This window comes from Marinobacter sp. CH_CUG1437-1 (genome assembly GCF_037029655.1).
In the GTDB taxonomy this organism is placed as follows: Bacteria; Pseudomonadota; Gammaproteobacteria; order Pseudomonadales; family Oleiphilaceae; genus Marinobacter; species Marinobacter salsuginis.
This window is the reverse complement of sequence record NZ_JAYMEW010000002.1, coordinates 444,728-458,577: the sequence shown is the minus strand read 5'-3', so window position 1 is coordinate 458,577 and position 13,850 is coordinate 444,728. Positions and strand designations below refer to the sequence as shown.

14 protein-coding genes are annotated in these 13,850 nt (G+C 58.3%); 10 read left to right on the top strand and 4 right to left on the bottom strand.

Annotation, left to right across the window (positions count from 1 at the left end):
• The first annotated feature begins 28 nt into the window (after positions 1-28).
• From WA411_RS07495 to murB, 8 genes are read left to right on the top strand one after another with little or no spacing between them, the layout of a single operon-like run.
• Complete coding sequence (locus tag WA411_RS07495; RefSeq protein WP_069183399.1) at positions 29-655, top strand: MotA/TolQ/ExbB proton channel family protein; 627 nt, start codon at positions 29-31, stop codon at positions 653-655.
• Between the two features lie 5 nt (positions 656-660).
• Positions 661-1,086 carry an ExbD/TolR family protein gene (locus WA411_RS07490; RefSeq protein ID WP_014577411.1) on the top strand — a complete coding sequence of 142 codons (426 nt, stop codon included), beginning with the start codon at positions 661-663 and terminating at the stop codon, positions 1,084-1,086.
• Positions 1,083-2,861, top strand: a complete 1,779-nt coding sequence (gene msbA, locus WA411_RS07485; RefSeq protein WP_291907292.1) for a lipid A export permease/ATP-binding protein MsbA — start codon at positions 1,083-1,085, stop codon at positions 2,859-2,861. Before WA411_RS07490 ends, msbA begins: the two co-directional genes overlap by 4 nt.
• On the top strand, positions 2,858-3,904 hold the full coding sequence (lpxK, locus tag WA411_RS07480) for a tetraacyldisaccharide 4'-kinase (protein ID WP_291907295.1): 1,047 nt from the start codon (positions 2,858-2,860) through the stop codon (positions 3,902-3,904). The genes msbA and lpxK overlap by 4 nt, the downstream gene beginning before the upstream one ends.
• Before the next feature lie 19 nt (positions 3,905-3,923).
• Positions 3,924-4,112 (top strand): Trm112 family protein, encoded by a 189-nt coding sequence (locus tag WA411_RS07475; protein ID WP_064230163.1) that lies wholly within the window; start codon positions 3,924-3,926, stop codon positions 4,110-4,112.
• 27 nt (positions 4,113-4,139) lie between these two features.
• Positions 4,140-4,934, top strand: a complete 795-nt coding sequence (kdsB, locus tag WA411_RS07470; protein WP_291907303.1) for a 3-deoxy-manno-octulosonate cytidylyltransferase — start codon at positions 4,140-4,142, stop codon at positions 4,932-4,934.
• A complete protein-coding gene (locus tag WA411_RS07465) occupies positions 4,927-5,406 on the top strand; it encodes a low molecular weight protein-tyrosine-phosphatase (protein ID WP_069183403.1) in 480 nt (159 codons plus the stop codon). Before kdsB ends, WA411_RS07465 begins: the two co-directional genes overlap by 8 nt.
• Positions 5,403-6,449 (top strand): UDP-N-acetylmuramate dehydrogenase, encoded by a 1,047-nt coding sequence (gene murB, locus WA411_RS07460; protein ID WP_291907306.1) that lies wholly within the window; start codon positions 5,403-5,405, stop codon positions 6,447-6,449. Before WA411_RS07465 ends, murB begins: the two co-directional genes overlap by 4 nt.
• 57 nt (positions 6,450-6,506) lie before the next feature.
• Here the strand turns inward: murB and WA411_RS07455 are convergent, their stop codons facing one another.
• Positions 6,507-8,240, bottom strand: coding sequence for a proline--tRNA ligase (locus WA411_RS07455; protein ID WP_291907310.1), 1,734 nt, complete (start codon positions 8,238-8,240; stop codon positions 6,507-6,509).
• Between the two features lie 127 nt (positions 8,241-8,367).
• On the opposite strand from WA411_RS07455, the gene WA411_RS07450 reads away from it, so the two are divergent.
• Complete coding sequence (locus tag WA411_RS07450) at positions 8,368-8,982, top strand: TetR/AcrR family transcriptional regulator (protein ID WP_349343010.1); 615 nt, start codon at positions 8,368-8,370, stop codon at positions 8,980-8,982.
• 1 nt (position 8,983) lies between these two features.
• Here the strand turns inward: WA411_RS07450 and WA411_RS07445 are convergent, their stop codons facing one another.
• Positions 8,984-9,481 carry an Lrp/AsnC family transcriptional regulator gene (locus tag WA411_RS07445; protein WP_069183406.1) on the bottom strand — a complete coding sequence of 166 codons (498 nt, stop codon included), beginning with the start codon at positions 9,479-9,481 and terminating at the stop codon, positions 8,984-8,986.
• Between the two features lie 145 nt (positions 9,482-9,626).
• On the opposite strand from WA411_RS07445, the gene leuA reads away from it, so the two are divergent.
• Complete coding sequence (gene leuA / locus WA411_RS07440) at positions 9,627-11,321, top strand: 2-isopropylmalate synthase (RefSeq protein WP_291907316.1); 1,695 nt, start codon at positions 9,627-9,629, stop codon at positions 11,319-11,321.
• 91 nt (positions 11,322-11,412) lie between these two features.
• Here leuA and WA411_RS07435 read toward each other — a convergent pair whose 3' ends face one another.
• Positions 11,413-11,622, bottom strand: coding sequence for a cold-shock protein (locus WA411_RS07435; RefSeq protein ID WP_008169155.1), 210 nt, complete (start codon positions 11,620-11,622; stop codon positions 11,413-11,415).
• Positions 11,623-11,936: 314 nt separating this feature from the next.
• Complete coding sequence (locus WA411_RS07430; protein ID WP_291907335.1) at positions 11,937-13,811, bottom strand: propionyl-CoA synthetase; 1,875 nt, start codon at positions 13,809-13,811, stop codon at positions 11,937-11,939.
• Positions 13,812-13,850 lie beyond the last annotated feature (39 nt).

Sequence of the window (13,850 nt, the reverse complement as noted above, 5' to 3'; positions counted from 1 at the left end):
GGCTTGCAAACAATGAGGGAGACCAAGCGTGTTCGAGCTGTTGAAAGCCGGTGGCATTCTGATGGTGCCAATTGTTGCCTGTTCCATTCTGGCGCTGGCCATCATTCTGGAGCGTATCTGGACTCTTCGCGCTTCCAGGGTAGCGCCTCCCCAGACCATTAACGAGTTATGGCGCTGGATCAAGAAAAAAGAACTCAATGGCCGGAAGCTGAAAGCCCTGCAGGGTTCCTCGCCCCTGGGTCGGATTCTGGCCGGTGGCCTGCTCAACGCAAAGCATGGCCGCGAAATCATGAAAGAGAGCATCGAGCACGAGGCCAGCCAGGTTATTCATGATCTCGAGCGCTTCCTGAACCCTCTGGGGACTGTGGCAACCATTACCCCTCTGCTGGGTCTTCTGGGCACCGTAATTGGCATGATCAAGGTGTTTGCCGAGATTCAGCTGGCCGGGGTCGGCAACGCGGGTAACCTGGCGGGCGGTATCTCCGAGGCGCTGATCACCACGGCTGCCGGTCTGAGCGTGGCCATTCCGGCGCTAATCTGCCATCGCTATTTTATCCGCCGGGTGGATGAGCTGGTTGTCGGTATGGAGCAGGAAGCCATCAAGCTGGTTGAGGTAGTGCACGGAGACCGCGAAATCGACGTGGAAGGAGCCTGAACGCCGTGAAGTTCAAGCGCCAGAGAAGCCAGGAAGTCGGGGTAGACCTGACACCATTGATTGACGTGGTGTTCCTGCTGCTGATTTTCTTCATGGTTTCCACAACCTTTACCCGGGAAAGCCATTTGCAGGTGGAGCTCCCCGAGGCCAGTGGCGAGCCCGCGCCGGCGTCGGAAGTGCAACAGATTGACGTGGTGATCAATGCCGAGGGGCAATACATCCTGAATGACCGGACGCTGGTCAACAATCGGCGCGAGACCCTTGAGCGGGGTGTGCGTGAGCTGGCTGAGGGCAACAATTCGCTCCCGTTCATTATCACCGCCGATGCCCGCACTCCCCACGAGTTTGTGGTTCGGGCCATGGATGTCGCCGGGCGGCTGGGATTCGCCAAGCTCAGCATTACCACTGAGCGGGAGGCTGAGAGCCAGTGAAGGGAACCGAGCCTCTGCCCGCCCCCTCGGCCGGGTTACCGGCAGGTAGTTGGGAAACCTACAAGCGCCTGCTTGCCTATGTTAAGCCGTTCCTCCTGGCGTTCTCCCTGGCGGTACTCGGCAACATCATCTATGCCGCCGCCTCAACCGGCATGGCGGCTGCAATGGAATACGTCATTGCCGCCATCGAGAACCCCACCGACCAGAACCGCCTGATGCTTACCCTGGTCATAGTCGGGGTGTTTGCATTCCGGGGCCTGGGCACCTTCCTGAGCCAGTATTTCATCAGCTATGTCGGTCGCCAGGTCATCAATGCACTACGCAACGATGTATTTGATCGCCTGATGACCTTGCCCTCCCGCTACTTTGACGACAATGCAGCCGGGCGCCTGGTCTCCAAGCTTACCTTCAACGTGGAGCAGGTGGCGGAGGCCACGACCAACGCTGTGACCATCACGCTTCGCGAAGGCCTGACCATCGTTGGTCTGCTGGGCTACATGTTCTACACCAACTGGAAACTCACGCTGATTTTCCTGGCAGTAGGGCCACTTATTGCCGCCGTTGTCAGCTATGCCAGCAAGCGTTTTCGCAAGATCAGCAAGCGCATCCAGGGGTCCATGGGCGACATCACCCACGTGGCCTCCGAATCGATTACTGGCTACCGGGTTGTTCGGACTTTTGGTGGCGAGGATTACGAACGTCAGCGTTTTCAGGAGGTTAATGAAAAGAACCTCAAGCAAAGTCTGAAGATGGCGTCGACTCAGGCGATCAGTGTTCCGGTGATTCAGGTGCTGGTGGCCATTGCCATTGCCGGTCTGGTCTGGATGATGCTGGCGCCGGAAATCCGTGGCGAAATGACCACGGGGCAACTGGTTGCTTTTATTACGGCTGCGACCACCATGGCAAAGCCCATCCGGCAGGTGACCTCGGTCCACGCAAAGATTCAGAAGGGTGTTGCTGCGGCCTACGATGTCTTCGAAACCATCGATGAATCCCCTGAGCAGGATCCGGGCACTTACGCACCGGATCGCGTTGATGGCGATATCGAGTTTGACAACGTCGCGTTCAGTTACCGTGATCAGTTGGACAATGTTCTGGAAGGCATCTCATTGAGCATTCCGGCAGGACAGAGCGTGGCTCTGGTCGGTCGCTCCGGGAGCGGAAAGTCCACGCTGGTGAGCCTGTTGCCGAGGTTCTATGAGTATACCGGCGGCGACATCCGGATCGACGGCCATTCGCTCCGTGATTTTTCCCTGAAAGCCCTGCGGAAACAGATCGCGCTGGTCACCCAGAACGTTGTTCTGTTCAACGACACCATCGCTGCCAACATCGCCTATGGTGCCTTGAGAGATTGCAGCCCCGAGGAAATTCGGGAAGCCGCCGCCAAGGCCCATGCTCTCGAGTTCATCGACCGCATGCCCGAAGGCCTGGACACCATGATCGGCGATAACGGTGTAATGCTCTCGGGTGGGCAGCGGCAGAGGCTGGCCATCGCCCGGGCACTGCTGAAGAATGCGCCGATTCTGATCCTTGACGAGGCCACTTCGGCGCTGGATACCGAATCTGAACGCCATATCCAGGAGGCGCTGGAAACGGTGATGCAGGGCCGTACCACACTGGTCATCGCCCATCGCCTTTCCACTATCGAGAAAGCCGACAGGATTCTGGTGATGGATAACGGACGCATTGCAGAGTCCGGGCGCCATGACGAACTCCTTGCGGCTGGCGGCGCTTACGCGCAACTTCACCAGATGCAGTTCAGCGAGCAGGCATGAGTGGGGTGAAATCCGCCCTGAGTTCGTTGGTTGACCGTCTCTGGTATGGCAGCAAACGGCCCCTGTTTTTTCTGGCGCCCTTGTCCTGGTTGTACCGAAGCATCGCCGAGGCTCGCCGCCGCGCGGCCTGGGAAGCACGGGATGCGTCGTTGCCCGTTCCAGTGATTGTAGTTGGCAATATCACTGCAGGCGGAACCGGGAAGTCGCCGCTCACCGCCTGGCTGGTCTCTGAACTGGCATCTGCTGGCTGGCGGCCGGTGATCCTCAGTAGGGGGTATGGCGGTGATGCGGGCCAATACCCGCTGGAAGTCACGGCAGATACCAGCCCCATCAAAGCCGGTGACGAGCCGGTCATGCTGTCGCTCAGCACAGGTTGCCCGGTCGTGGTTGATCCTCGACGGCGACGCGCAGCCGATTACGCTCTCGAGAACAACCTCGGTGATGTGCTGATCTGCGACGATGGGCTCCAGCATTACAAACTGCCCAGGGATCTTGAGCTATCGGTATTTGATGGGCAGCGTGGCATCGGCAACGGCGCCCTGATCCCGGTTGGTCCCCTGCGAGAGCCGGTTTCCCGGCTCGCTTCCGTGGATTTTGTTATCGTAAATGACAAGCAGCTCCCGGAGCAGGCTCTGGAGAGCTTTGCCGGCGTTGACCATCCGGCCATCTATTCCATGGTTCTGGAGCCGACGACCTTGGTCCACCTCAAATCGGGGGCGTCCAGAGCTGTGGGCGACCTGAAGGGAAAAACGGTTAAGGCGGTTGCGGGCATCGGCAATCCGGCCCGGTTTTTCGATACGCTCAGGGCGCTGGGTGCTTCGGTGACCGAGTCGGCTTTTCCGGATCATCACCGGTTCCGCCCGGAGGATCTGACAACCGAGACCGATGAATGGATTGTCATGACGGCAAAGGATGCGGTGAAATGCCGGGAGTTCGCGCCCGAGAATGCGTGGAGCCTGGTGGTCGAGGCCAGGTTGCCGGGGCCGTTCCGGGATGCTTTTCTGGCCCGGGTTCGTCAGTGTTCCGAGCCTATAACTTCGTGATTTCAAGTGAGTAAGCAAGATGGATAAGAAACTGTTGGCAATGCTGGCCTGTCCAGTGTGCAAGGGCGATCTGAAGCTCAACGAGGACAGAACCGAGCTGGTCTGTTACCAGGACGCCATGGCATTCCCGATCCGTGAGGGAATTCCTGTAATGCTGGCCACAGAGGCCCGGACCCTGTCCACCGATGAGCGTCTGCACAAGCGCTAAACCCAAGTCCACCGGGGTAGTTACGTCATGTCTTTTACCGTTGTGATTCCGGCTCGCTATGCCTCCAGTCGTCTGCCAGGAAAGCCGCTGGCGGACATTGCCGGAAAGCCCATGATCCAGCACGTATGTGAGCGTGCTGCGGAAAGCCGGGCAGACCGGGTGGTTGTGGCCACCGACGATGAACGAATCCGCTCCGCTTGCGAAGGCTTTGGTGCCGAGGTGGTCATGACATCCCCCCATCACGCCAGTGGCACTGACCGCCTCGAAGAAGTCGCTCGGGAACTCGGGTTTGCGGCCGATCACCGGGTAGTCAACGTTCAGGGCGACGAGCCACTGATTCCACCTGAACTGATCAATCAGGTGGCAGACAACCTTGAGTTTCATCCGGAAGCCGCTATTGCAACCCTGTGTGAACGAATCCATGACCCGGAGCAGGTCTTCAATCCCAACATTGTAAAGGTGGTGTTTGATCACCAGGGGATGGCGCACTATTTCAGCCGCGCGCCGATTCCGTGGGCCCGGGACCAGTGGCAGGAAGGAACACCGTTGACGGGCGTCGACAGGTCTTTGCCAGACAACATCGGGTATTTCCGGCACATTGGCATTTACGGCTATCGCGCGTCGGTTCTTGGTGAGTTTGTGAGCTGGGCGCCAGCCCCTACAGAGGTTACCGAATCACTGGAACAGTTGCGGGCGCTATACAATGGCGCCAGGATCCATGTGGATGTGGCCGCCGTGAACCCGCAGGGTGGCATTGATACAGAGGCTGATCTGCAAAGGGTGCGCCACTGGCTGGAAAGGAGAGAGACCGACCATGGCTGAACCGGTAAAGGTGCTTTTTGTTTGTCTGGGGAACATCTGTCGCTCGCCCACTGCCGAGGGTGTGTTTCGTTCCCTGGTCGCGCAAGCCGGCCTCGCGGATCAGATATACATCGACTCGTGTGGCACCGGACACTGGCATATTGGCAAGAGCCCGGATACCCGCGCCCAGGAGGCTGCCCTGCGCCGGGGTATCGATATCAGCGGATTGCGAGCACGTCAGTTCAGTCCGGAAGATCTCGATACCTTTGACTACGTACTGGTCATGGATCGCCAGAATCTTGCAGACATCAAGGATGTCTGGCACCAGAACGGCGGCACCCGGCCAGCGCTATTTCTGGAGTATGGCCGCTCGGCCCATCACGAAGTGCCAGATCCCTATTATGGCGGTGAGGAAGGGTTCGAAACCGTGTTGGATCTGATAAACGAGGCTGGCGAAGGCCTGCTGGCAGATATCCGGGGGCGCCTGGCTTGAAGCAGCGGCCGGAAATCCAGGAAAACGTCGAGCTGGAGGCACTGAACACCCTACATGTGCCCGCCAGGGCTCGTTTTTATGTGAAGGTTCACACCTCCGATGAGCTGGTCCAGTCTCTAAACTGGGCTGCCTCCGAAGACCTGGAAGTGCTGATTCTCGGCGGTGGAAGCAACCTGGTATTCGCGGGTGATTTTTCGGGGCTGGTGGTTCGCCTGGCCATTCGTGGCCGCCGCTGGGAGCACATTGAAGATCACAAGGCTACCCTGGTTCTCGGCGCAGGTGAGAACTGGCATGAGGCGGTCCTATATGCCACCCGTGCCGGTTATCGCGGCATTGAAAATCTTGCGCTGATTCCCGGAACCGCGGGTGCCGCTCCGGTCCAGAATATTGGTGCTTACGGGGTCGAACTCTGCGATTGTCTTGAATCGGTTACAGCCCTCGACCGTAAGACTGGTGAGCTGGTCGTTCTCGAGAACGCGGAGTGCCGGTTCGCTTATCGCGACAGCCTGTTCAAACAGACTCCGGGCCGTTACGTCATCACTGAAATCCGTCTGGCTCTGTCGCGCACGCGGCCCCTTTTGCTCGGGTATCGGGATCTGGAGGAATACCTTGCTGATACGCCGCAAACCGCTCTTGGTCCGTTGCACGTGGCGGAGGCTGTGATGGCAATCCGTCGCCGCAAGCTGCCGGATCCGGACATCATTCCTAACGCCGGAAGTTTCTTCAAAAACCCGGTGGTGGATAGCGCAACGTTTGAATCTCTCAGGGAACGTAACCCCGATATTGTGGCTTATCCTCAGGAGCAGGGCGTCAAACTGGCGGCGGCCTGGCTCATTGATCAAAGTGGCTGGAAGGGTTTCCGGAATGCCCGGGTGGGCGTTCATAACCGGCAGGCTCTGGTTTTGATTAACCATTCGGGCGGCACTGGGGCCGACATACTCAAGCTTGCTGAGAAAATTCGTCAATCCGTGGCGGGGCGGTTCGGAGTCACTTTGGAAATTGAACCGGGAATCGTGGGTGGTACGGGAAAAGAAAACCCCTGACAGCACCCTTGCAGCCGGGTGCCGTCAGAGGTTCGCCCGCCGGCGGCGGGCATGTGGTTAAAGCCCTTTGCGAGGCGAGGCGTTTACCAGGAAGGGCAGCGCTTCAGCCACCGGCACATCCTGTTTCTCCGCATCCCTCCGGCCTTTGTACTCAAGCGTACCGGCAGCCAGACCGCGTTCGGACACCACGAACCGGTGCGGGATACCGATGAGTTCCATATCGGCAAACTTCACACCCGGACGCTCTTTTCGGTCATCCAGAAGCACGTCGTAGCCGGCCTGGCGCAGCTGCTCGTAAAGCTTTTCGCCGGCTTCGGCAACCGTGGGTGATTTGTGGGCGTTCAGTGTGACGATGGCCACCTGGAAAGGCGCAATGGCGTCCGGCCAGATGATGCCGTTTTCGTCGTGGTTCTGTTCAATGGCTGCGGCAACAACCCGGGAAACGCCGAGGCCGTAGCAACCCATCTCCATGGTCACGGTCTTGCCGTTCTCATCCAGAACCGTGGCGTTCATGGCGGTACTGTATTTGTTGCCGAGTTTGAAGATATGCCCGACCTCAATCCCGCGCCGGATCTCCAGAGTGCCCTTGCCATCCGGGCTGGGGTCGCCCTCAACCACATTGCGCAGGTCCTCCACGCGATCAAGTGCCACGTCTCGCTCCCAGTTCACGCCAGTCAGATGGAAACCTTCACGGTTGGCGCCGCAGGCAAAGTCGGCCAGGTGGGCCGCACTGCGGTCAACAATGACCGGTAAGTTGAGCTTTACCGGGCCGATAGACCCGGCCTTGCAGCCCACGGCCTGTTCGATTTCCTCATCGGTGGCCATGGTTAGAGGCTCGGCGACGCCGGCCAGGTTTTCGGCCTTGATTTCGTTGAGGGTGTGATCCCCGCGGAGAACCAGTGCAACCAGGCCGGAATTGCCGTCTTCGTCCGCCTCGGCCTTCACCAGCAGAGTCTTGACCGTGCGAGTGGGATCAATGCCCAGCAACGCTGACACCGCCTCGATGGTTTTCTGGTCCGGCGTGGCAACTTCCTTCATCTCTTCGGCCGGCGCAGGGCGGGTACCGCTCGGAGCTACCGCCTCGGCTTTCTCGATGTTGGCCGCGTAATCACTGTCTGTGCTGAACACGATGTCATCTTCGCCGGAAGACGCGAGCACATGGAACTCGTGCGACGCACTGCCGCCAATGGCGCCAGAGTCCGCCTGAACCGCACGGTAATCCAGACCGAAACGGTCGAAGATGGCGCAGTAGGTGTGATGCATCAGCTGATAGGTTTCGTTCAGCGATTCTGGGTTAAGGTGGAACGAGTAAGCATCCTTCATCAGGAATTCCCTGGCCCGCATCACGCCGAACCGGGGGCGCCGCTCGTCCCGGAACTTGGTCTGGACCTGGTAGAAGTTGGCCGGCAACTCTTTGTAGCTGCTGATCTCATTCCGGATCAGGTCAGTAATTACCTCTTCGTGGGTCGGCCCGAAGCAGAAATCCCGGCCATGACGATCTTTCATCCGCAGCAGTTCGCCGCCGTACTGGGTCCAGCGCCCGGATTCCTCCCAGAGCTCTGCCGGTTGGACCGCCGGCATCAACACTTCCTGGGCACCACTCTTGTCCATTTCTTCACGAACAATCCGCTCAACCTTACGCAGAGTACGCAGGCCCATGGGCAACCAGGTGTACAGCCCGGCGGCCAGTTTTCGGATCATGCCGGCGCGCAACATCAACTGGTGACTGATGATCTCGGCGTCAGCGGGGGTCTCTTTCTGGGTGGCAATCAGGTAACGGCTTGCTCGCATCGTGTCTTCCGTTTGTAAAAAATCTGAAGTGTTAGACTAATGGACAGGCGGCGGTTGGCCCGCCGGAGCCTTTATTTGTCGTAAAGTGGCCATTATTGTACGGAGCCTGTTGCACAAGGTACAGATGATGACCGACGAATCTATTGATGTGGCCCCGCGGCGCCGGCCGGTACAGGCGCGCAGCCGGGAGCGCGTCAACGCCATCCTTCGCCATGCCGCCATGATTTTTCACGAGACCGGCGTTGACGCAGTCAGTATGTCCGCCATTGCCCGGCAGTCCGGAATGTCCCTGGCCTCACTGTACCGGTATTTTCCCAACAAGGCGGCCATCGTTCATGCCATTGCCGAACAGCATGTGGAGAAGATGGAGCGTGCCCTGAGAGAGCGTCTGCAGGAACTGAGTCTGGTTGAAGCGGTAGACGTTCTCATTGATCAGTTCTACGAGTTCTACCGTCATGAGCCCGCCTATTCAGCTATCTGGAGTGGTGTTGAGGCGATGCCGGAACTCAGGGAGCTGGACCTCAGAGAGCTTTACACCAACGCCCGCGACCTGGATGAGAAGCTCCGAGCGGAATGCCCCCAGATTCCGGAAGACCGGCGCTGGACTGCGAGCCTGCTACTGCCAAGGTCTGCGGGCACTGTGCTTCGGCTGGCCGTGACCCTGCCGGAGGCGCAGGGCCGGCAATTGGTGGAAGAGCTCAAGTGCATGGCCCGGGCGTATGTTCGCGAGCTTTTAGCCTGAATCAGGAGAGATAACCCAGGGGCAGGGCGGTACTGTCGATCACCCTTCGGAGCACAAAGCTCGAATGCACGCCGCTGACCCCCTGAATGCGGGTGATGCGGTTCAGCAGGAAATGGTGGTAGTGGTCCATGTCCGGTACCACCACCTTGAGCATGTAATCGGCGTCCTGGCCGGTGATCAGGTAGCACTCCTGCACTTCCGGGTATTCGGCCACCTGCTCTTCAAACGCGGCAAAACGTTCGGGGGTGTGTCGATCCATCCCGATCAGGATGATTGCCGTCAGCGAGAGGCCGAGTTTCTTGTGGTCGAGTATTGTGACGGTTCTGACAATAATGCCGGCATCCTCAAGGGCTCTCACACGACGCAGGCAGGGTGACGGAGACAACCCGACTTTTTCTGCCAGTTCCTGGTTGGTCAGGGAACCATCCTGCTGGATGTGTTCGAGGATTCGACGGTCCATCTTGTCAATTTTGACGAGGGTTTTCTGATTTTCAGCCATAAAATTCTACAAATGATGTTTGGCGAGCAATATATAAATTATAAAGTACCCATTCGCATCGAAGTTCGCAATCAAATTCCAGCTTTATCGCGTTAACCTGTACACATTGAAAATTTCACTCCGGAAACCGCAAGGAATTACACGCATGGCTTTCGATCATCGCAAATACGTTGCGTTCAAACCTGTTGCCAAAACTGACCGTCGCTGGCCGGACAAAGTCATCGAGAAGGCGCCCACCTGGTGTGCCGTGGATCTCCGGGATGGCAACCAGGCGCTCGTGAAGCCCATGTCTGTCGCCCAGAAAACGCGGATGTTCGAGTTGCTGGTCAAGCTGGGCTTCAAGGAAATCGAGATCGGTTTTCCAGCTGCCAGCCAGCCGGATTTCGATTTCTGCCGCAAGTTGATTGAAGAAAATCGCATCCCCGAGGATGTGAAGATACAGGTGCTGACCCAGGCCCGCCCTGAGTTGATCGAACGCACCTATGAAGCTTTGGCTGGTGCCCGGAAAGCAATCGTGCATGTCTATAACTCTACCTCCACAGTTCAGCGGGAGCAGGTGTTTGGTCTGGATCGTGACGGTATCAGAGACATTGCCGTCAATGGTGCCAAACTGGTTCGCGACATCGCCGCGCGTCACCCGGAGACCGAGTGGACCTTCCAGTATTCGCCGGAAAGCTTTACCGGTACCGAGCTGGATTTCGCTGCGGAAGTGATTGATGCCGTGAGCGAGGTGTGGCGTCCGGAAGAGGGGCAGCCGATGATCATCAACCTGCCTGCCACCGTTGAAATGGCGACACCGAATGTGTTCGCCGACCAGATCGAGTGGATCTGCGACAACATCAAGCGCCGTGAACACATCAGCATCAGTGTGCATACCCACAATGATCGCGGTTGTGCCGTGGCCGCGGCCGAGCTGGCGGTGATGGCGGGAGCCGACCGGGTCGAAGGTACCCTGATGGGTAACGGCGAGCGTACCGGCAACATGGACCTGGTGACCATGGCCATGAACCTTTACTCCCAGGGCATTGATCCCACACTGGATCTGTCTGGCATGGCGGAGATCACCGAGGTGGTTGAGGCCTGCACCGAGATTTCCACCCATCCGCGGCACCCTTATGCCGGCGAACTGGTGTTCACCGCCTTCTCCGGCAGTCATCAGGACGCTATTCGCAAGTGTCTGGCCCGCCGCAAGGATGGCGAGATCTGGAATGTCGCCTATCTGCCCATCGACCCGTTCGATGTTGGTCGCCGCTACGAGGAAGTGGTGCGCATCAACAGTCAGTCTGGCAAGGGCGGTGTGGCTTATGTGCTGGAGCGGGATTACAACATCAGCCTGCCGCGCTGGCTGCAGATCGAGTTCAGCAAGGTGGTCCAGAGAGAAGCGGAAACCAACGGCGGAGAGATCGACTCCCTGACCATTCATCGTCTGTTCGAGGATCGTTATCTGAAGGTCCACGCCGACTGGGCGCTGCGGTCCTACGACCTGCATCGGGATGAAGAGGGTGTGCATGCCGAGGTGTCGGTGGGTCGCGATGCGTCGCCGGTTCGTCTGGATGGCCATGGGCTGGGCGCGGTGGAAGCCGTATCCGAGGCGCTGGAGAAGCGCTTTGGTATCTCCATTGCTGTCGAGGCTTACGACGAGTTTGCGTTGGGTGAGGGCACCAATGCCAATGCGCTGGCCTGTATTCGCTTGACCGCAAGCGGCAGGCATTGCAGCGCGGCGGCTCTTGCGGAAGACACGACATCCGCCACCCTGCAGGCTTTGTTTTCGGCGGTGGCCCAGGCCGTGGGTGTTGATATGCCCAAGAAAGACGTTGAAGTTGAAACGGCGGGCGCCTGATAACCTGGTGCCCTGACGACACAAGCCGGCACGAATGCCGGCTTGTTGGTTTTCCGATGCCCGTGAGGGGCAAAGGACGGAGCGTAGTCCCTCAGACCGGGGTTACGTTTTCCGCCTGCGGGCCTTTGGGGCCCTGTGTCACGGTGAACTGCACCTGCTGGCCTTCGGTCAGGGTGCGGAAACCGCTTGCGTTGATTGCGCTGTAGTGAACAAACACGTCGCTGCCACCGTCCTGAGCGATGAAGCCAAAGCCTTTGGACTCGTTAAACCACTTAACGTGGCCGGTTTTAGTATCGGACATTGATCTTTCCTGTCTTCCTGTAATTTGCCCTCACGGGACCTTCAAAATTCCACATGGAATCGGTGCTGAGAAATCCAGAGAGTACTGAGGAAGGGGCAACGAAGAGCACTTCGGCAGGACGTTGAAACGCATTCACCAAATACCGCTGTATTTTCACAGCAATTTCAGTATAGACCGACTTTATGGTGCGTCAACGAAATTTTGCAGCTTTCATGCAGGTTTTATTGTCGGCAAAAACAATGGCTTGGGATTTGATTGAACAAAAAATGCCCGCTCCCCTTAAAGCGGGGGCGGGCAGGTGATGAACGCCTTTGTCAGTGGCGGAACTGCTGGCTGATTTCTTCCAGAATGGCGGGATCATCAATGGTGCTTGGCACTGTGTACTCCTCACCATCGGCGATTTGACGGATAACCCGTCTCAGAATCTTGCCGGAACGAGTCTTTGGCAGGCGATCCACTACCAGAGCGCGGCGGAAACAGGCTATGGCGCCAATCTTGTCGCGAACCATCTCCACCAGTTCGTCTTCGAGTTCGTCGTGGTCGATGGTTGCTCCGTCCTTGATCAGAACCAGTCCGATGGGGATCTGTCCTTTCATATCGTCGTGCGCACCGACCACGCAGCACTCGGCGATGGCCGGGTGGGAAGCAACCACTTCTTCCATCTCACCGGTGGAAAGACGGTGGCCGGCCACATTGATCACATCATCGGTACGGCCCATCACGAACACATAGCCGTCATCGTCAATAAAACCACCGTCGCCGGAACTGTAGAATCCCGGAATCGGCTCCAGATAGGTTTTTCGGAACCGCTCGTCATCACCCCAGACCGTCATCATGCAGCCTGGCGGCAGCGGCAGTTTCACCGCAATCTGCCCCTGCTCTCCTGCAGGCATCTGGCCGCCGTTCATATCCACGACCTGGACGTTGTAGCCCGGGGAGGGCACAGTCGCCGATCCGGGTTTAGTGGCCATTAATTCGATACCCACCGGGTTGCAGCAGATGGCCCAGCCGGTTTCGGTCTGCCACCAGTGGTCAAGCACTGGCAGGCCGGTATGTTCCTTCAGCCATTCGTAGGTGGCCGGATCCAGGCGTTCGCCAGCCAGGAACAGGCGTTTTAGCGAGCTGATGTCATAGCGTGACAACTGATCCGCTTCCGGGTCTTCCTTCCGGACGGCTCGGAATGCGGTGGGCGCGGTAAACAGCATATTCACTTTGTGGTCCTGAACTACCCGCCAGAAGGCACCGGCATCCGGCGTTTTCACCGGCTTACCCTCATAAAGGATGGTGGTGCAGCCGGCAAACAGCGGGGCATACACAATGTAGCTATGGCCGACCACCCAGCCAACGTCAGAGGCGGCCCAGTAAACGTCACCGGGTTTCGCGTCGTAGACCAGCTTCATGCTGTAGTTCAGCGCGACCGCGTGACCACCATTGTCGCGCACCACACCCTTGGGCTTACCGGTGGTGCCGGATGTGTAAAGGATATAGAGGGGGTCGGTTGACTTGACGGGCACAGGATCGGCCGCCTTGGCCGTTTTCATCAGCTCGTTCCAGTCGTGGTCACGGCCATCCTGAAGATCCGCCTGCACCTGAGGGCGCTGGTAAACAATGCAGGTTTCGGGTTTGTGGCTGGCCTGGTCGATGGCCTTGTTGACCAGAGGCTTGTACTCGATCACCCGGGCAACTTCGATGCCGCAGGAGGCGGTAATGACCGCCTTGGGTTTGGCGTCGTCAATGCGAACCGCAAGTTCGTGGGCTGCAAATCCGCCAAAGACCACCGAATGAATGGCGCCAATCCGCGCGCAGCCCAGCATGGCAATGACAGCTTCTGGAATCATCGGCATGTAAATGATGACCCGGTCGCCCTTGGTGATGCCGCGATCTTTCAGGGCGCCAGCAAACCGGGCCACTTCATCGGTCAGTTCGTTGTACGTGTAGGAGCGCTGGGTATCGGTAACCGGAGAATCGTAGATCAGTGCTTTCTGCTCGCCGCGCCCCGCGCGGATGTTGGCATCCAGCGCGACATCGCAGGTGTTCAGGGTGCCGTCGGGAAACCATTGCCCATGGCCATTGTCGGTTGGCTGCCAGATGGTTTTCGGCGGCTCAATCCAGTCAATTCTGTCCGCCTGCTCACGCCAGAAGTCGTCCGGTTTGTCGATCGACCGCCGGAACTCCGAGTGGTAGTCCATACATTCCACCTCATCGTGCCTGTTGTTGTTTTAGTATGT